The sequence below is a fragment of the Kribbella sp. CWNU-51 genome, assembly GCF_054073265.1.
In genome coordinates, this window is sequence record NZ_JBSXMZ010000043.1 from 83,904 (window position 1) to 101,181 (window position 17,278).

At 68.8% G+C, this 17,278-nt stretch carries 21 protein-coding genes; 9 read left to right on the forward strand and 12 right to left on the reverse strand.

Annotated features, from left to right (window positions below):
• Positions 1–59: 59 nt before the first annotated feature.
• From ACXC9Q_RS34130 to ACXC9Q_RS34145, 4 genes are all read left to right on the forward strand, one after another.
• A complete protein-coding gene (locus tag ACXC9Q_RS34130) occupies positions 60–857 on the forward strand; it encodes an ABC transporter permease (RefSeq protein WP_457060776.1) in 798 nt (265 codons plus the stop codon).
• A complete protein-coding gene (locus tag ACXC9Q_RS34135; RefSeq protein ID WP_457060777.1) occupies positions 850–1,665 on the forward strand; it encodes an ABC transporter permease in 816 nt (271 codons plus the stop codon). The genes ACXC9Q_RS34130 and ACXC9Q_RS34135 overlap by 8 nt, the downstream gene beginning before the upstream one ends.
• A gap of 3 nt (positions 1,666–1,668) precedes the next feature.
• Positions 1,669–2,619: an ABC transporter ATP-binding protein gene (locus ACXC9Q_RS34140; RefSeq protein WP_457060778.1), complete on the forward strand. Its 951-nt coding sequence runs from the start codon at positions 1,669–1,671 to the stop codon at positions 2,617–2,619.
• A gap of 326 nt (positions 2,620–2,945) precedes the next feature.
• Positions 2,946–4,454: a DUF222 domain-containing protein gene (locus ACXC9Q_RS34145; RefSeq protein WP_457060779.1), complete on the forward strand. Its 1,509-nt coding sequence runs from the start codon at positions 2,946–2,948 to the stop codon at positions 4,452–4,454.
• Between the two features lie 399 nt (positions 4,455–4,853).
• On the opposite strand, the gene ACXC9Q_RS34150 is transcribed toward ACXC9Q_RS34145, so the two are convergent.
• From ACXC9Q_RS34150 to ACXC9Q_RS34165, 4 genes are read right to left on the reverse strand one after another with little or no spacing between them, the layout of a single operon-like run.
• Positions 4,854–5,030 (reverse strand): hypothetical protein, encoded by a 177-nt coding sequence (locus ACXC9Q_RS34150; protein ID WP_457060780.1) that lies wholly within the window; start codon positions 5,028–5,030, stop codon positions 4,854–4,856.
• On the reverse strand, positions 5,027–5,167 hold the full coding sequence (locus ACXC9Q_RS34155; protein ID WP_457060781.1) for a hypothetical protein: 141 nt from the start codon (positions 5,165–5,167) through the stop codon (positions 5,027–5,029). The genes ACXC9Q_RS34150 and ACXC9Q_RS34155 overlap by 4 nt, the downstream gene beginning before the upstream one ends.
• A gap of 8 nt (positions 5,168–5,175) precedes the next feature.
• Positions 5,176–5,487, reverse strand: coding sequence for a hypothetical protein (locus ACXC9Q_RS34160; RefSeq protein ID WP_457060782.1), 312 nt, complete (start codon positions 5,485–5,487; stop codon positions 5,176–5,178).
• Entirely contained in the window at positions 5,484–6,311 is an 828-nt protein-coding gene (locus tag ACXC9Q_RS34165) for a hypothetical protein (RefSeq protein WP_457060783.1), read from the reverse strand. The genes ACXC9Q_RS34160 and ACXC9Q_RS34165 overlap by 4 nt, the downstream gene beginning before the upstream one ends.
• A gap of 196 nt (positions 6,312–6,507) precedes the next feature.
• Between ACXC9Q_RS34165 and ACXC9Q_RS34170 the strand changes: the two genes are divergently transcribed.
• Together ACXC9Q_RS34170 and ACXC9Q_RS34175 are read left to right on the forward strand one after the other, a co-directional pair.
• Complete coding sequence (locus ACXC9Q_RS34170) at positions 6,508–7,017, forward strand: RNA polymerase sigma factor (protein ID WP_457060784.1); 510 nt, start codon at positions 6,508–6,510, stop codon at positions 7,015–7,017.
• Positions 7,014–8,066, forward strand: a complete 1,053-nt coding sequence (locus ACXC9Q_RS34175) for a hypothetical protein (protein ID WP_457060785.1) — start codon at positions 7,014–7,016, stop codon at positions 8,064–8,066. The genes ACXC9Q_RS34170 and ACXC9Q_RS34175 overlap by 4 nt, the downstream gene beginning before the upstream one ends.
• Positions 8,067–8,084: 18 nt before the next feature.
• Here the strand turns inward: ACXC9Q_RS34175 and ACXC9Q_RS34180 are convergent, their stop codons facing one another.
• Positions 8,085–8,960 (reverse strand): alpha/beta fold hydrolase, encoded by an 876-nt coding sequence (locus ACXC9Q_RS34180; RefSeq protein ID WP_457060786.1) that lies wholly within the window; start codon positions 8,958–8,960, stop codon positions 8,085–8,087.
• 84 nt (positions 8,961–9,044) lie between these two features.
• On the opposite strand from ACXC9Q_RS34180, the gene ACXC9Q_RS34185 reads away from it, so the two are divergent.
• Complete coding sequence (locus tag ACXC9Q_RS34185) at positions 9,045–9,794, forward strand: ParA family protein (RefSeq protein ID WP_457060787.1); 750 nt, start codon at positions 9,045–9,047, stop codon at positions 9,792–9,794.
• Position 9,795: 1 nt separating this feature from the next.
• Here the strand turns inward: ACXC9Q_RS34185 and ACXC9Q_RS34190 are convergent, their stop codons facing one another.
• Both ACXC9Q_RS34190 and ACXC9Q_RS34195 read right to left on the reverse strand, forming a co-directional pair.
• On the reverse strand, positions 9,796–10,704 hold the full coding sequence (locus ACXC9Q_RS34190; RefSeq protein WP_457060788.1) for a DUF4349 domain-containing protein: 909 nt from the start codon (positions 10,702–10,704) through the stop codon (positions 9,796–9,798).
• Positions 10,705–10,797: 93 nt separating this feature from the next.
• Positions 10,798–12,465 (reverse strand): DEAD/DEAH box helicase, encoded by a 1,668-nt coding sequence (locus ACXC9Q_RS34195; protein ID WP_457060789.1) that lies wholly within the window; start codon positions 12,463–12,465, stop codon positions 10,798–10,800.
• A 253-nt stretch (positions 12,466–12,718) separates the two neighbouring features.
• Here ACXC9Q_RS34195 and ACXC9Q_RS34200 point away from each other — a divergent pair, with 253 nt between their 5' ends.
• A complete protein-coding gene (locus ACXC9Q_RS34200) occupies positions 12,719–13,399 on the forward strand; it encodes a ferritin-like fold-containing protein (protein WP_329481036.1) in 681 nt (226 codons plus the stop codon).
• Positions 13,400–13,477: 78 nt separating this feature from the next.
• Here ACXC9Q_RS34200 and ACXC9Q_RS34205 read toward each other — a convergent pair whose 3' ends face one another.
• The 5 genes from ACXC9Q_RS34205 to ligD form a co-directional block, all read right to left on the reverse strand.
• The gene (locus ACXC9Q_RS34205; protein WP_457060790.1) at positions 13,478–13,747 is read right to left on the reverse strand and encodes a GlsB/YeaQ/YmgE family stress response membrane protein; all 270 of its coding nucleotides are present in this window, start codon (positions 13,745–13,747) and stop codon (positions 13,478–13,480) included.
• A gap of 145 nt (positions 13,748–13,892) precedes the next feature.
• Entirely contained in the window at positions 13,893–14,120 is a 228-nt protein-coding gene (locus ACXC9Q_RS34210; protein ID WP_328518618.1) for a DUF3107 domain-containing protein, read from the reverse strand.
• A gap of 103 nt (positions 14,121–14,223) precedes the next feature.
• A complete protein-coding gene (locus ACXC9Q_RS34215) occupies positions 14,224–14,853 on the reverse strand; it encodes a TetR/AcrR family transcriptional regulator (protein ID WP_329481032.1) in 630 nt (209 codons plus the stop codon).
• 126 nt (positions 14,854–14,979) lie between these two features.
• The gene (locus tag ACXC9Q_RS34220) at positions 14,980–15,186 is read right to left on the reverse strand and encodes a hypothetical protein (RefSeq protein ID WP_457060791.1); all 207 of its coding nucleotides are present in this window, start codon (positions 15,184–15,186) and stop codon (positions 14,980–14,982) included.
• Between the two features lie 39 nt (positions 15,187–15,225).
• A complete protein-coding gene (gene ligD / locus ACXC9Q_RS34225) occupies positions 15,226–16,152 on the reverse strand; it encodes a non-homologous end-joining DNA ligase (protein ID WP_328518621.1) in 927 nt (308 codons plus the stop codon).
• 42 nt (positions 16,153–16,194) lie between these two features.
• Between ligD and ACXC9Q_RS34230 the strand changes: the two genes are divergently transcribed.
• Positions 16,195–17,109, forward strand: coding sequence for an alpha/beta fold hydrolase (locus ACXC9Q_RS34230; RefSeq protein ID WP_457060792.1), 915 nt, complete (start codon positions 16,195–16,197; stop codon positions 17,107–17,109).
• Positions 17,110–17,278 lie beyond the last annotated feature (169 nt).

Here is a 17,278-nt window from a genome sequence, read left to right on the forward strand (position 1 = left end):
GCGGTTCCGCGTGCCACTGACCCGGCGGACACCGCTCTCGAGTAGGAGAGGAGGATGCCGTGGGCGTCTACTGGGCGATCGGCGTACGGTCGTTCCGGCGCTTCTCGACGTACCGGATCGCCACCGTGTCCGGCGCGTTCACCAACACCGTGTTCGGGTTCATCCTGTGCGGTGTCTACCTGACGCTGTGGCACGAGCGGCCCGGGCTCGGCGGGTACGACGTATCCGACGCGCTGACGTTCGTGTGGTTGCAGCAGGGTCTGCTCGTGCCGATCGGGATCTTCGGCGCGACCACCACGGTCGAGCTGGGGGAGCGGGTCCGCAGCGGTGAGATCGCGGTGGATCTGTACCGTCCGACGCGGTTGATGCTGTGGTGGTTGTCCGTCGATCTCGGTCGGGCGATGTTTCAGCTGCTGGTTCGCGGCGGTGCGCCGTTGCTGGTCGGTGCGCTGGTGTTCGACCTCGAGTTCCCTTCCGATCCGATCGCCTGGCTCGCGGTCGCGGTTGGTGTGGTCTTCGGCATCGTGGTGAGCTTCGGCCTCCGGTACCTGGTCGCGCTGTCCGGTTTCTGGATCACCGACTCACGCGGGATGGAGCACCTCGCGCTGGTGCTGTCGCTGTTCTTCTCCGGGACGATCCTGCCGCTGGTCGTGTTCCCGGGCTGGATCGGCGAGTTCGCCCGGGCGACGCCGTGGGCGGCGACGCTGCAGGTGCCGATCGACATCTGGCTCGGCCGGAACCCGGGTGGTACCGGTGCGGCGCTGATGTTCCAGGTGGGCTGGATCCTCGTGCTGTTGCTGGCCGGGCAGCTCGCCACGTCGCTGGCGACCCGGAAGGTGGTGATCCAGGGTGGTTGAGCGGATCCACCGGGCGCCCGCGCAGTACTGGATGCTGATCGTGATGTGGATCCGGTCGGCACTGGCCTACCCGGCGTCGTTCGTGCTGATGCTGGTCAGCTCGATGCTGATCACGGTCACGGACTTCGTCGCGGTCGTGCTGATGTTCAGCCACATCACCACGTTCGGCGGCTTCACGCTGGGGGAGATGGCGTTGCTGTACGCAACGGCCTCGATGACGCTCGGGATCGCCGACCTGTTCACCGGCTCGGTCGAGCGGGTCGGCGAACGGATCCGCACCGGAACGCTCGACGTGTACCTGATCCGGCCGGTGCCGGCGTTCCTGCAGACGGCCGCGGACGGGTTCGCGCTGCGCCGGCTCGGGCGGCCGCTGCAGGCCGGCGTGGTCCTGGGGTTCGCCTTCGGCCACATCGACGTCGACTGGACCGTTGCCAAAGGCATCGTATTGATCGTGGCGGTGATCGCCGGGTCGATCATCTTCGGTGCGATCTTCGTGCTCGGTGCGGCCTTCCAGTTCGTCTCGGTCGACTCCGCCGAGCTGGCCAACTCGTTCACGTACGGCGGTCAGACACTGACGCAGTACCCGCTGTCGGTCTTCGGCAAGGAGATCGTCCGGGCGGTCACGTTCGTCGTACCGCTTGCCTTCGTCAACTACTACCCGGTGCTGTACGTGCTGGGTAAGCCGGCCCCACTGGGCCTGCCGTCCTGGATCGGCCTGCTTTCGCCGCTGGTCGCCGTCGCGATGGTCGCGCTGGCGTCACTGGCGTGGCGGGGCGGTCTCCGTCGTTACCGCAGTACAGGGAGCTGAGCAGTGGCAGTCATCGAGTTGTCGGACGTGTCCCGCGCGTTCACCGTGACGACGCGGAACGGGTGGCGCCGTACCCGTCGAGAGGTCCGGGCGGTGGACGGTCTGTCGTTCGCCGTCGAGCCGGGGGAGGTGATGGGGTACATCGGTCCGAACGGGGCCGGGAAATCGACGACGATCAAGATGCTGACCGGGATCCTGGTCCCGTCGAGTGGCTCGATCCGGGTGGCCGGCGTCGATCCGTCCCGCCATCGGCTGAAGCTCGCCAAGCGCATCGGGGTCGTCTTCGGTCAACGGACGACGCTGTGGTGGGACCTGCCGTTGAAGGACTCGTTCGCCGTACTGCAGAAGATGTACGACGTCCCGATGGCCCGGCACCGGGAGAACCTCGCGACCTTCGTGGAACTGCTCGACCTCGGCGACCTCCTCGACGTCCCCGTCCGGCAGTTGTCGTTGGGCCAACGCATGCGCGGCGACATCGCGGCCGCCCTGCTCCACGACCCCGAGATCGTCTACCTCGACGAGCCCACCATCGGCCTCGACGTGATCAGCAAGGCCCGGCTCCGCGAGTTCCTGGCCGAGGTCAACGCTGAGCGCCGTACCACCGTCATCCTCACCACCCACGACCTCGACGACATCGAGGCCCTGTGTGCCCGCGTCATGGTCATCGACCACGGCCAGCAGATCTACGACGGCACCTTGGCCGGCCTGCGAGCCAGCCAGTCCGCCCCACGCACCCTCGTCGTCGACCTGGCCACCTCCCTGCCACCCATCGAAATCCACGGCGCCACCGTCACCAAGGTCGACGGCCCCCGCCAGCACCTCACCTTCCCCACCACCACCAGCGCCGCGCCCCTCCTCTCCCAAATAGCCGCCAACTACCCCCTGGTCGACCTCTCCGTCGCCGAACCCACCATCGAATCAGTAATAACCCAGCTCTACGCCCCGACCCACTAAGGCGAGCCCTCAGCGCGCGATCTCGCCGGACCGGCGGGTGGTGTTCGTACGCGGGTCGGTAGATCGTTCGCCCCTGACTGCATCCGACGCCAACCTGCCTCGGTGGCGGCCGGGATCACCCGCAAAACCGCTCCAGAGCGATCCGCTCCAACTCCGTCAACATCCGATAGGCAGGCGACCCAGAGGCTACAACTCGCAGGTGCCTCCTCCAGGCGCGAGCTGAAGATTGTGGATAAGTTGGCGGGAAGGTGTCGATCTCGGGATCCCTTACAGATAAGGCCATTCCGGCACGAAAACTGTCCACGGGCCCGGCTAGAGTCGACGGCATGGAACTCCTGGACGAGCGACCGGTCTGGTCGATGAGCGGCGCCGAGATGCTCGCCGCTCTCGACCAACTCCAGGCCGATCTCACCCGCCGCCAGGTACGCCGCCTCGAACTCCTGGCCGCCCTCGACGCCAACGGCCACGCCCACGACCTCGGCGCCGGCAACACCATCCACCTGCTGTCCATCCGCCACAACCTTGACCCCACCGACGTCCGCCGCGACCTCCGCCTAGCCACCGCGCTCCCGAAATACCCAACCGTCACCGCAGCCCTCACCGACGGCACACGACCCGGCGACCCACGGCTCGAGGACGACACGCAAGACCCTACGCACGCCGACCAGGCGATGGCGCTGAACACCGCCCAGGCGCAGGCGATCGTGGCCGCGCTAGAAAAAGTGCCCGCATCCGCGCAGGTGCCGGTCGAGGACCTGCGAGTCGCCGAGGATCAGATGGTGAAAGCCGCCGAGTTCCTGGCCCCCGGCGAACTGCGCAAACTCGGCGTCGAAGTCCGCAATCGCCTCGACACCGACGGCCCCGAACCTACCGGCGACGGTGACACCTCGTCGCAGGAGGCACTGTGGCTCAAACAAGCCGACCACGGCGTCCGGTTCGGCGGCTACCTCGCCGCCGAGAACGCCGAACTCCTCCAGACCCTGATCTTCGCCGGCGCGAAACCGCACAAGACCCCCGACGGCCACCGCGACCCGCGCCCCCGCGGCAAACGGCAGGCTGACGCCCTGACCGCGATCCTGGCGACCGCGGCAGGTGCCGGCACCGCCGTGCCCGGCCACGGCGACATCAAGCCCCACATCACCGTCACCATCGACCTGGAAGACCTCAAGAGCGGCACCGGCACCGGTCGCCTGATCCACGGCGACACCCTGTCAGCGGCCGCCGTCCGCCGCCTCGCCTGCGACGCCGGCATCATCCCCCTGGTCCTCGGCTCGAACTCCGAACCACTCGACGTCGGCACCGAACACCGCTTCGTCACCCGCGCCATCCGCCACGCCCTGAACGCCCGCGACCACGGCTGCATCGTCTGCGGCGCACCCCCGGCCATCTGCGAGGCCCACCACATCATCCACTGGGCCGACGGCGGCACCACCTGCCTCGACAACTTCGCCCTCCTCTGCAAACGCGACCACATCGCCGTCCACAACGGCCACCTGACCATTCAGATAGTCAACGGCCACCCCCACGCCACCGCTCCACCTGGGCCAACCCCAACCCACCACCCCGACGCCGACAACCACCCCAACCACCACCGCCCGAACACCCACCACCCCAGCCATGGGCCGCATAACCACGCCCACCCACCTGACGCCGCCACCCGCAGTGCCGGCGCCCCACCACGCGCGCTCGGTACCCCCGGCCACTCGCTCCACACCACCACTGCCCGGCACCAATACGCCGCCCCGGCACTACCCCGCCCCGGGCACTCCACCATGGGCTCGGCACTCCATGGTGCGGGTCAGCGCGCCTCCCGAGGAGACCAACGCCGTCTGTGAGCAGCCCATCGCCCACGACGATCTGTCGGTCTGCTCAACCACAACAGAGTCGCGTGCCGTCGTCCGCAACAGTCAATGCGAACACGACCTCAGCGGTTGCAGCCGGCCGCGATGGAGCACGTCGTCAAGGTCGTGACGCTCAATCGGGTGACTCGACCGGATCACGTGTCTGGGATCGGATCGGGTGAGGCGTCTGCCAGGTCGGGGATGCAGGTGTCGGCCTTCCAGATGCCAAGGTCCGCGGCCTCTTCGAGATGACAAGCCGCCCGATCCCTTCGTCGAGCACCCGGATCGCGGCCCGCAAGGTGCGAGGCATCATCCGGCGAGCCTCAGCCGGCACGCTCTCGTCGTAGAACCAGCTCTGTCCCGCGAAGACATCGGGCAACCGAGAACCGCGGTTCAGGCGAGGTCGGCCGCCATCGAGGCGAAGACCACCTCGGGGTCCATGCCGTCGGTGTCATCGCCCCACCGCTGAGCCGAGCCCCGGAACTCCTCTGGATCGACAGTCCCCACCCCGGCGCGAATCAGCCGCTGGGCCTCCGCGATCCCGATCTCGACGTACTCCAACTCGTTCACGAAGAAGAAGTCGTGCCGGGCCCTTCGTTCCGGTGGAACCTCCCGGTGTTCCCGACGTACGTCCAGACATCCTCATCCATCAACGCAGCCACCCACAGCTCCCGCTCCCAGTCCTTCACCAAGTACAACCGCGTCATCGAGCCCCCTACCGGTTGTAGCCGGCGGCGATGGACAGGACGTCAGCCGGGTCCAAGGGCTTGGGGTCTGCGCGCCACCCAATGAGGGCGTCCGAGTGATCGTCCTCATCGAGTGTGCCGACGCCTTGGTCGATCAGGCGGCGGGCTTCCGCGCTGCCGATCTCCTCGTAGCTGAACCAGCGTTCCATGTAGTAGTCGTTGCGCAGGGCATTGTTGTCATGAAACTTCCCGGTGTTGGCGACGTACGCGTACATATGCTCGTGCGCCAATGCCGCGACCCACACCAGGCGCTCGTCCTCTTTCACCAGATAGAGCTTCATCGCGCGATCCCGTCGGTCCTGTCGAGAGCTGTCGTGGGCCGTGTGTGCTGTGCCGCGGTGCCGGGGCGAGCAGGGTCGGGCCTTCGTTCGGTCGCCGCCGTCCGCCTGGAGTCACTGTAGTTGTTGACGGCGACACGCTTGCCCCCTAGCTCCGTCAGGTCGTCGATGCCGTCCGGAGGGCGCAGTTGCGCTGAGGCCTCCACGCACTTCTGCCGGGCGGCTGTCCGCTCGTCGTCGGTCGCGTGCGCGCTGCGATCGATCTCGTACCACTGTGTCGTCAGTTCCTTGATCCGCACGGATGCGATGGAATGCCATTGAACCTCGATCCGCGAGATGTCCGGCGTACGGAGATAGGCGTGAATGCCTTTGTAGCGCGAGCCGTCCGTGTAGGAATGCATCGCATAAGCCACCTGCCATCCGCGTTCGGTGAGTGCGTCCGCGGTCTGGACAGCAGCCGCAACGAGGTCATCGGGTGACTCGGTCAGCACCGTGTATCGGAGCAGGTCGTCGATCGGGCGCCGCGCATTCGAACCTTGCCAGTCTCGGATCTTGCGAGCCAGCGACTCCGGCGACTTGACCCTGCGGACGAGCTGGTAGGGCGAAGCAGCCGGGGGAAGCGACGCGAGGAACTCGGCGGTTATCCGTGGCTCGACGGCCACTGCGTCCTTGAGCAGCCGGAGGCTCTTCCGGCTTGCCTTCGCGCCGTGGCGACGGGCTAGGTCCGCCGCTGAGAGCGAGGTCCCGCCCCAATCGAGAGGCCGGCTCGCCGCGAAGGCCTGATGGAGGGTGGACGGCTCGGGTGGGCGGTATGGAGCGGGTGGCATTGCTCTCCCCAGGTCGTTCGGTCTTTTTGACCGTAGACAAGTGGAGGGAGGCTGTGGGGCGGATTCTGGGATCTGTGGATAACTCGGGTGGGTTACGAATGGGGGCTGGGTGTGACTTGGGGGTGGTGGGGTCGTTGAAATGCGGGTAGGGACCCAACCGGAACCGGGATTCGGGGGTAGACAGGGTATGCCGACGATGACGGATGAGCCTGCGATGGTGGCGGTGGGTCCGCCGGCGGACGGGGCTGGGTTCGTCGAGTGGGTGCGGCCGCATCTGACGGCGATGGCCCGGTTGGCCGGGCGGCTCGCGGTCGGGGCGGACCGGGACGACATCGTGCAGGAGTCGCTCGCGCGGGCGTGGTCGAAGCGGGGGCAGTACGACGCCACCCGCGGGACCGCGTCGGCCTGGTTGCTCGCGATCACCGCGGACCAGGCCCGGAAGGCGGCTCGGCGGCTGCGGCCGGCCGGCGAGTTCGACGAGCACGAGGGCCCGGTGTCGCGGCCGGATCTGGACGCCCGGATGGATGTCGACCACGCGCTCACCTCCTTGTCGGCGCGACAGCGCCTTGCCGTGGACTGCTACTACTTCGCCGACCTGTCGATCGCCGACACGGCCGCGGTGATGGGCTGCTCCGAGGGCACCGTCAAGTCCACCCTGTCCGACGCGCGGGCCCGCCTGCGCACCCTGCTGGAGGTCAGCGAATGAACCCGACCGACGAGGTCGACGACCTGCTGACGCGAGCCGGTGCGCGCTGGCGCGCGGACGAGCCGTCACCTCCCGAGCCCGACCTGGACCGCATCCTCGGCGCTGGCCGCCGCCCCCGCCGCTGGGTTCCCGCCGTCGCCGCCGCGTCCGTCGCGGCGATCGCCGCCGCCGGACTGACCGTCCTCCCGGACGGTGGCAAGCAGCCGGCGCCCCCCAACGGCACGTCCCAGTCGTTCGCTCAAGACAACAAAGCGGCGTACGACGATCTGCTCGTCCGCGACGGCGACCAGGTGACCGCGACCGGCCGGGTGATCGTCACGCCGGGCCAGGAGCCGGTCTTCTGTGCGGCGCTGCCGATGACCGACATCGGCTTCACGAACGGGAAGGAGCCCGCACCGACCTGCGAGGCGCAGTACGCGGTGACGCTGAAGAACCTCGACCCGGCCGGGCTCGCCGATGCCAAGACGATCGAGGGTGTCCGGACCGGGTACGCCGTACTGACCGGCACCTGGACCGCGCGGACGATCGACGTCCGGGATCAGACGGTGCCGCAGACGCGCTCGACCGCGGCGGTGCTGGAGTTCCCGCCGGACAACGTGCCGTGCCCGCCGCCCGCCGGCGGCTGGAAGACCGCGCCGAACGAAATCGACAAGGTCGCGGTCAGCAGGTTCCTCGACACTCGGCGGGACCAGGCCACCGATCCGCGCCTGCAATACCCGAACGGCCGCGGACCCGGCGCGCCCGAGGTCTACACCATCGGCGTCGCGCACGGTGATCTCGCCGCGTTCCGCAGCGCCTTCGAGAAGGTGTACGCCGGCAACCTGTGCGTGCATCAGGTCAAGTTCAGCGAGGCCGAGCTCATGCAGCGCGGGACGGCGGTCGGCAACCTGATCCCGAAGGGACTCGGGGTGTACCTGTCCGGCGGCTCATCCGAGGAAGACAAGGTGCGCGTCTCGGCCCTGGTGTACGACGAGGCGCTGAAGACCGCCCTGACGCCGATCGGCCTGGGCGACCTCCAGCTCGAGGTCGCCGTGAAGCCAGTGCACTGAACGACGCTGCCACGGCAGTCAGACTGTGGAGATGTTGTCCCGCGCGTGGATGAAGTCGACCAGCAGGCGGGCGGTGGCTGCGGGCTGGTCGATGGCGGGGGAGTGACCGGCGTCGGGCACGCTCTGGGGCTCCACGCCGAGAGCCTCCGCCATCGCGCGTTGCGTCGTGATCGGCCAGCCGTCGTCGGAGGCGCCGTACAGGACCTGGGTGCGGACGCCGGCCTTGGCCAGCCGGTCGGTCTTGTCCTCGGCGTCGGTCAGGCGCCGGGTGATCTCCGCGAGGCTGACCGCGACGTTGCTGGTGAAGCGCTTCCGGAGGAACGCCGCGATGTCTTCCGGCGGAGAGAAGTACCCAGGGTTCTTGGCGTCGTGCTGGAGCTTCAGGTCGTAGACCTGCTCGATCGGCAGGTTATCCAGCCCGAAGGCGAGCATCTGCAGACCCTGCAGCGTCTCCTCGTCCGTGAACGCGGCCGGCCCCGAGCACAGCAACGTGATCGTCGAGAACACCGACGGATCGGTCAGCACCGCCTCCCGAGCGACCAGTCCGCCGAACGAGTGCCCGACCAGCTGGCTGTAGCCGCCCAGCGCCTTGCTCATCGCCACCACGTCGGCACCGAGCGCGGTCAGCGTGTACGCCGAGGGGTCGGCCGGCCCGGCTGTTTCGTACTGACCGCGCAGGTCCACCGCCACAGTGCGCCACCCGTAGCGGCACAGGTGGTCCACCAGCGGAGTGAAGTCCTCCTTGCTGCCGGTCCACCCCGGCACGAGCAGCACCGTGCCGAGCGGCGTACCGATCCGCGGCACCGCCATCAGCGTGGCGAACGAGCCACGGTCGGTCTCGAGGGTCCCGGGGTGCACCCCGTCGGGCAGCGTCAACGTGCGCGGCGTACTCACAAGTAAAGAGAGTATCCACTCTGCCCGCCCGGCGTTGCGCACGGGGTACGGGGCGCGCGGGCCTCGGTGCGGCACAATGGCGGCGTGCCTCGCACCCTTGCGGTTGCCAATCAGAAAGGCGGCGTGGCCAAGACGACCACCGTCGCGACGCTCGGCGCTGCCCTGGCCGAGCTCGGTCAACGGGTGCTGCTGGTCGATCTCGACCCGCAGGCCTGCCTGACGTTCTCGGTCGGCATCGACCCCGAGGACCTGGAGAAGTCGATCCATCACGTCATGCTCGGCGGTGTGACGGCGCAGGAGGTGCTGATCGAGTTCGAGGACGCGCCCGACCTGCTGCCGGCGACGATCGAGCTGGCCACCATGGAGGTGCGGCTGGCTCAGGAGGGTGGCCCGGAGCAGGTACTGCGGACCGCGTTGCGCCCGCTGCAAGCGTCGTACGACTGGATCATCGTGGACTGCCCGCCGACCCTGGGGCTGCTGACCGTGAACGGGTTGTCGGCGGCGTCCGACGTCCTGATTCCCTTGCAGTGCGAGACGTTGGCACATCGTGGCGTAGGGCAACTACTTGACACGATTCACGACGTCCAGGTGGTGACCAACCCGGCGCTGCACGTGCTCGGAGTGCTACCGACGCTGTACGACGGGCGCACGATCCATGCCCGCGCGGTGCTGGACACGATCGCGGACACGTACTCGCTGACCGTGCTGGAGCCGGCGATCCCGAAGTCGATCCGGTTCGCCGAGGCGCCAGCGGTCGGGGAGACGATCCTCACGACGGCGCCGGCCTCGCCCGGTGCGAAGGCCTACCGGGCTCTGGCCGGCGCGCTGCTCTGAACTACTGCGCACTGTCCGGAGTCGGCGGGAGCGCGACAGGCTGACGGCGGATCCGGTGCCGGAACCGCCACAGCGGTACGCCGATCAGCGCGAGCAGCACCAGGAACGGGAGGACCGCCCCGAGCGCGGTCGCCAGCGCGGAGAACGTAGCGGTGAACGCGTTCCAGCCGCCCTTCAGACCGGCCAGGAAGCCGCGGTCCGAGTCCTCTGTCGGTGCCGGCGGCTGACCCTTCGCGGTCACGGTCAACGTGAGGGTGGCGAGATCGGTCTGCAGGGCGAGGTTCTTCTGTTTCGCCAGCAGGGATTCGAGGTCCGACTCGCGCCGGGTGAGTTCGCTCTCGACCGAGACGATCTCGCCGACGGTGTTCGCCTTCGCCATCAGGGCGCGCATCCGATCGAGGCTGGCGCGCTGCGACTCGATCCGGCTGGCCACGTCGACCACCTGCTCGGTGACGTCGCTCGACTCCTGGTGGATCTGCAGCCGCTTACCCAGGTCGGACAGTCGCTGGATCGCGGCGTCGTACGACTTCGTTGGCACCTTGAGCACGAGGTTGGCCTGGGTGATCTTGCCGTCGGCGTCGCTGCCGGTGTCCTCGGACGCGACCTGCCCGTCGAGGCCGGCGATCGCGGTGATCGCCTTCTGCCGCGTGGCGGCGACGTCGTCCGACTCGACGGTGAGCGAACCGGTCTTGATGATCGCGCGCGTGATGGTCGGCTGGGTCCGGGCCGATGGCTGCCCGGGAACCTGGGGCTCCGCGTTCGATGACTTGCTGTCGGCCGCCGTACCGGAGGCCTGCTTCTGGACCGGCGCCGCTTCGCTCGTGCCGGCGCTGTCGTTGCCATTGGCCCCACACCCCGCCAGCAGCGCCAATCCCAACGCCGCCATCACCACACCGCTGATCGGCCTCATCACCCATGCCCCTCTCTGGTGGTTTCCGTCCTAGGACGGTCGCCGAGGGGCAGGGTGTTGCAGGCTCAGATCACCATTCGGAAACGGTGCGGGTCACTCCGGGGCGGTGAACAGCGGCATCGTCGGAGGCGTCCCCGACTCAGCGGTCTCGGCCGGCTTCGACTCAGCGGTCTCGGCCGGCTTCGCCTCGGCGGTCTTCCGGGTGCGCGCACGGGTCCGCTTGACCGGCGCCTCAGCAGGTGCCTCGACGGCCGCGTCCACAGTCGTGACCTCGGCCTGGACCTCAGGCTTGGTCTCCGCAGTCTTGCGGGTGCGCTTGCGCGGCTTCCGCTCCTGCTGCGGGGCCTCGGCGGCCTCGGTCGAGGACTCCTCGGTCGGCGGCACCTGGGTCTTGCTGGTGACGTCGGCGTCGGACTTCTCGTCGACCAGCTGGCCGGAGCGAGTGCGCTTGCGGGTCCGGCTGCGCTTGCGCGCGGTCCGCTCGCCGTCACCCTCGGTGCGTGGCTCGCCACCGCGACGGCTCCGCGCCGGCCGCTCCTCGCGAGCCTCGGCGGTCTCGCGCGGCTCGCGGGCCGGCTTGATCCGGCCCTTCGCGTCGGTCGGGATACCCAGGTCGTGGTACAGCTCCGGCGACGTCGAGTAGATCTCCTGCGGCTCGTCGTACGGCAGGTCGAGCGCCTTGTTGATCGTCTTCCACCGGGTCAAGTCCGGCCAGTCGACGAAGGTGACGGCGATCCCGCTCGCGCCGGCCCGTCCGGTCCGGCCGATCCGGTGGATGTAGGCCTTCTCGTCCTCGGGGCAGGTGTTGTTGATGACGTGCGTCACGCCCTCGACGTCGATGCCGCGCGCCGCGACATCGGTGCAGATCAGTACGTCGATCTTGTCGCCGCGGAACCGGGTCAGCGCGCGTTCACGGGCCTGCTGGTTCAGGTCGCCGTGGATCGCGGCGGCCTTGAAGCCCCGGTCCTGCAGGTCGTCGGTCAGCCGCGAGGCCTCCCGCTTGGTCCGGCAGAAGATCATCACCCGGCCGCGGTCCTCGGCCTGCAGGATCCGCGCGACCACCTCGGGCTTGTCCAGATCGTGCGCCCGGTAGACGAACTGTGCCGTGGTCGGCACCATCTCGGTGTCCTCGTGCGATTCCGCGCGGATGTTCAGCGGGTGCCGCATGTGGGTGCGGGCCAGTGCGATCACCGCGGACGGCATCGTTGCCGAGAACAACATTGTCTGCCGCAGCTCGGGGGTCTTGCGCAGAATGCGTTCCACGTCGGGCAGGAAGCCGAGGTCGAGCATCTCGTCGGCCTCGTCCAGCACCAGCACCTTGATGTGGCCGAGGTCGAGGACACCCCGGTTCGCCAGGTCCAGCAGGCGTCCCGGCGTACCGACGACGACGTCGACGCCCTTCTTCAGTGCGTCCAGCTGCGGCTCGTACGCGACGCCGCCGTAGATGGTCAGGACGCGCACGGTGCGGACGGTGGACGCGGTCTCCAGGTCCTTGGCGACCTGGATGGTGAGCTCGCGGGTCGGGGTGACGACCAGCGCCTGCGGCTTGCCGGGAGCGGCGAGCTCCTCGTAGTCGGCCTCGCCGGGGGAGATGGTGCGCTGCAGCAACGGGATGCCGAAGCCGAGCGTCTTGCCGGTGCCCGTGCGGGCCTGGCCGATCAGGTCGGTGCCCATCAGGGCGACGGGGAGTGTCATTTCCTGGATCGGAAACGGCTCCACGATGTTGACGCGGTCGAGCGCGTCGCAGATCTCGGGCAGCACGCCGAGCTCTCGGAAGGTGGTCAGGCTGATCGCCTCTCACATGCTTGTACGGACAGGTGTGCTCAGTGGCCGGGCGCCTGGGGCTTCTCAGCCCCGATCGTGAGGCGCGGGGACACTGTGCAAGCACCTCGCACCAGCTTGCCCATCTGGGCGCGTCACCGGCGAATCGCCCACCAGTGTAGCCGCAACCGCCGTCAAGCCCGCCTCGTGTGGTTTGCGCCACTCGCGCTTCGGTCCAGATAGGGTGCCGGGCATGGAGCAGACGGCCTTTGATGATCCCGCCTACCGGGCCGCGGCGGTGGATCTGCTGGGAGTGCTCGCGTACGGCGAGCTGACGGCGTTCGAGCGAATGGCGGAGGACGCCAAACTGGCGCCGACGCTGAACGACAAGGCGGAGCTGGCGGCGCTGGCGACGACCGAGTTCGGCCACTTCCAGCAACTGCGGGACCGGCTGGTCGCGCTCGGCGTGGACCCGATGGCGGCGATGACGCCGTTCGTCACCCCGCTGGACGCGTTCCACGATCACACCGCGCCGTCGGACTGGCTGGAGGGCCTGGTCAAGGCGTACGTCGGAGACGGCCTGGCCAACGACTTCTACCGCGAGATCGCGTCGTTCGTGGACGCGGAGACCCGGGGCCTCGTGCTCGAGGTGTTCGCGGACTCCGGGCAGGCCGAGTTCGTGGTCGACCGGGTCCGGGCCGCGATCGAGGAGGACCCGAAGCTGGGTGGCCGGCTGGCGCTGTGGGGACGCCGCCTGGTCGGCGAGGCGCTCAGCCAGGCGCAGCGGATCGCCGCGGACCGGGACTCACTGGCGGCGCTGCTGGCCGGATCGGTCGACCGCCCTGGCCTCGACCTGGCCGCGATCGGCCGCATGTTCACCCGGCTCACCGAGGCCCACACCGCCCGGATGACCGCCCTCGGCCTGCAGGCCTGAGACACACAACGGCCGCCTGCCCGGAAGGGGCGGCGGCCGTCGGGATGCGCGGGGAACTCGCCCCGCGGGCGGGTGTGGTCAGGCGGTTCTGGCTTTGCGCGACGAGATGAACGCGATGACGATCGCGGCGCAGATGATCTGGATCAGGTACTGGATCCAGTCCGGGCCGCTGGTGTCCTTGACGCCGAGGAAGTAGGCGATCAGACCACCGATGAAGGCGCCGATGCCGCCGCCGAGGATGGTCCAGCCGAGGCTGATGTTCTGCTTGCCGGGGAGCACCAGCCGGGCCAGCGGCCCGAAGATGATGCCCGCGATGAGGCTGACGATGAGCATCCAGACCCAGTACACGGTTCCTCCTTTGAGGGATGGCTGACCTGCGCCTGGGCCGGCGCCCCCGTAGCTACCAGACCACTGCAACGCAGGTCTCAACGCCATCGTGCCCCTTCCGTGGCACTCCGCAACCGGGACACGCGCGAACGTGTCCGGACCGCGATCAGATCGCGCCGAAGCCCACCTTGCGGATCGAGACCTCGCCGATCTCCACGTACGCGAGCCGGTCGGCCGGGATGATCACCCGGCGGCCCTTGTCGTCGGTCAGCTGCAACAGGTTCGCCTTGCCGCTGAGCGCCGCGGCGACCGCCTCCTGGACCTCTTCCGGGGTCTGCTCGCTCTCCAGCACCAATTCACGATTGGCGTGCTGCACGCCGATCTTGACCTCCACGAAACCCTCCGGGCACATTCCGACCGGCGGCTCTCGCCGGTGACGCTTCGAGCCTATCCGCTGCGAGCCGTCGGCCCTCACCCGTCCGCCGAGAGCAGAACCCTCAGCCGTCGGTGCGAGGGAAGCCGCGGATGCCGCGCCACGCCAGCGAGGCGACCAGGTCGGCGGCCTGCTGCTGGGCCAGCGTCGGGTCGTCGGAGGCCAGCCAGTAGCGGGCACTGACCTGCGCCATGCCGACCAGGCTGACGGCCAGCACCATGGACTGCTCGCGGCTCAGGCCGGCGTCGGCGCTGATCACCTCGGAGACCGCCTCGGCGCAGGCGTGGGTGACGCGGTCCACCCGCTCCCGGACAGCCGTCTCGTTGGTCAGGTCCGACTCGAAGACCAGCCGGAAGGCGCCCTGCGCGTTCGCCACGTACTCGAAGAACGCGTGCATGGTGGCCGCGACCCGGAGCTTGTTGTCATCGGTGGACTTCAGCGCGTCCCGGACCGAGGCGATGATCGCGTCGCAGGAGGTGTCCAGCAGCGCCAGGTACAGCTCCAGCTTGCCGGGGAAGTGCTGGTACAGGACCGGCTTGGAGACGCCGGCCCGGTCGGCGATGTCGTCCATCGCGGCGGCGTGGTAGCCGTTCGCGACAAAAACCTCCTGGGCCGCCTCGAGCAGTTGCGCGCGGCGGGCCAGCCGCGGCAGGCGGCTGCCGCGCTTGGGCGCGGTCTCGGGTGTCGTCGACACGTCGGCTCCTTCGGTGGTGCGGCGCCGGCGGCTCGGGCTCGACCGCCGGGTCGTTGCCCGAATCCTACCCAGCGGTTGTCCCGGCCAGTAGCTTCCCCGCCGAACCGGGTTCCATCGTGGTACCGCTCAGCGGTAGTCGTCCTCGTCCGTGTCGCCCACCGCGCGGCGCTGCTCCGCCACATCGACCGGGTCGGCCTCCAGCAGTACGCCGGAGTCCTCGGGTCGGTCGTCCACCACGGTGGAGCTCTGGCGTTGCTCCAGTACGTCGGCCTCGGGAGCGTCATCCGGGACACTGCCGACGGCAGGACCCTCATAGTCGGGTTCACTGGTCATGCGACTGCCTCTCCTCTCGGTGTTCGACGGTTCTGACCCTTACGACGGTAGCGGCTTCGGGTCGTCATAGAGCCCCTCCAGGACATCGCCGTACTCCTCGATCCGGGCGAGGACGTCGTGGGGGAGGAATCTGAGCTCCTCGGGCGTGGTCGCCGACGCCACCTCGTCCCAGTCGATCGGGGTGGACACCCGCGGCTCGTCGGACCCGCGGAGGGAGTACGGCGCCAGTGTGGTCTTGGCGCTGGCGTTCTGGCTCCAGTCGATGAAGACCTTGCCTGGACGCAGTGCTTTGGTCATGTTCGCGGTGACGTTCTCGGGCAGGGCCTCGGCCAACTGCTCGGCCAGTTGTTTGGCGAACGCACTGGTCTTCCTGGACGACGCCGGCTCGATCGGCACGTACAAGTGCATACCTTTGTTGCCGGATGTCTTCGGCCAACCCTCCAGCCCGTAGTGACTCAACAGCTCGCGCAGGGCCAGTGCGACATCGCAGCACTCCACGATGGTCGCCCCCGGCCCCGGGTCGAGGTCGAAAACGATCAGGTCGGCCTCTGGCTTCTTGCCGTGGTCCGACAGGCCGATCCGCCACTGCGGCACGTGCAGTTCGAGCGCGGCCAGGTTGGCCAGCCAGACCACGGTCTGGATGTCGTCGGCGACCACGAAGTCCGCCTCGTCCCGGCCGGTGGAGCTGCCCGGCGTCGGGAGTGTCACGGTCCGCACCCAGGCCGGCGTACCGCGCGGGGCGTTCTTCTCGAAGAAGTACGGCGCTTCTGTGCCGTCGGGCCACCGCTTGCGGGTCAGTGGGCGGTCAGACAGATGTGGCAGCAGCAGGTGCGCGACCTGGTGGTAGTAGTCGATCACCTCGGCCTTGGTGAAGCCGGTCTGTGGATACAGCACCTTGCCGAGGTTGGTGAGCTTCATCGTCTGCCCGTCGACCTCGGTCGTCAGCTGCTGCGGCGCGCTTGCCATGTGTCCCAGTGTCCAGCTTGAGAGCGTCTTAACATGGGTTTCGTGGAGAGTTACGGGGCAGTAACCGGCACTGGCGTGCCGTTGGGAGCACAGGAATGGCCGGCACGGCGGGTGCCGGTCGCTGGGGTGGATCTGCTGGTCAGAGACGTGCCGGGCGCGGCGGCGGACCTACCACCCGCACTGTTCGTGCACGGCCTCGGCGGGTCCTCGCTGAACTGGACGGCCCTCGGGCTGCTGCTCAACGACACGATCCGCGGTATGGCCCCCGATCTGCCCGGCTTCGGACGTACGCCGCTCGCCGGAGCCGCGGGGATCACCGAGCAGGCCGCCGTACTGATCGAGCTGCTGGAGCGTGAGGTCGATCAGCCGGTGCACCTGTTCGGGAACTCGATGGGTGGCGCCGTCGCGGTGAGGCTCGCAGCGCAGCGCCCGGACCTGATCGCCTCGTTGACCCTGATCTCTCCCGCCCTGCCGCATCCGCGGGTGTCCGCCAGTGCGGTGTGGTTCACCGCGCTCGCGACGCCCCGGCTGGGTCCCGTCGTACTCGAGCGGAGCCGGCGGTTGCCGTTCGACCGGCGGTTCCGGGCGTCGCTGGCGATGGTGTTTGGCGATCCGCGGTCGCTGGCGCCCGAGGTGCTGGCGGTGTACGAGGAAGAGTTGCGGCGGCGCGACACCGACCCGTGGGTGACGCGGGCGACACTGGACGGCGCCCGGAGCATTCTGAGGTCGTCGCTGGCTCCGCCGCGGCGGTCGTTGTGGGCGGATGCGGCAAAGGTGGAGTGCCCGGTGCTGCTGGTGTACGGCGGCAAGGACCGACTCGTCGACGCCCGGATCCGCACCAAGGCCCAGCGCACCTTCCCGAACGCGCGGCTGCTCTACCTGCCGCAGTCCGGTCACGTCGCACAGATGGAACACCCCGAGCTGGTCGAGCGCGCCGTCCGCCAGCTGATCTCCTGATCGAGTCGAATCCGCCGCTGGACTAAGACACGACCGAGCGGCGGATCCGGTCAACTTTCCTCTCGCCTGACAGGTCCGACGAACAACCTGTTCGTCGACAACGAGAGGACCGCTGCGCGAGTGATGGCCCACGCCGCGAGGACGCTGTCACTGGGGACGGTCGCACTGC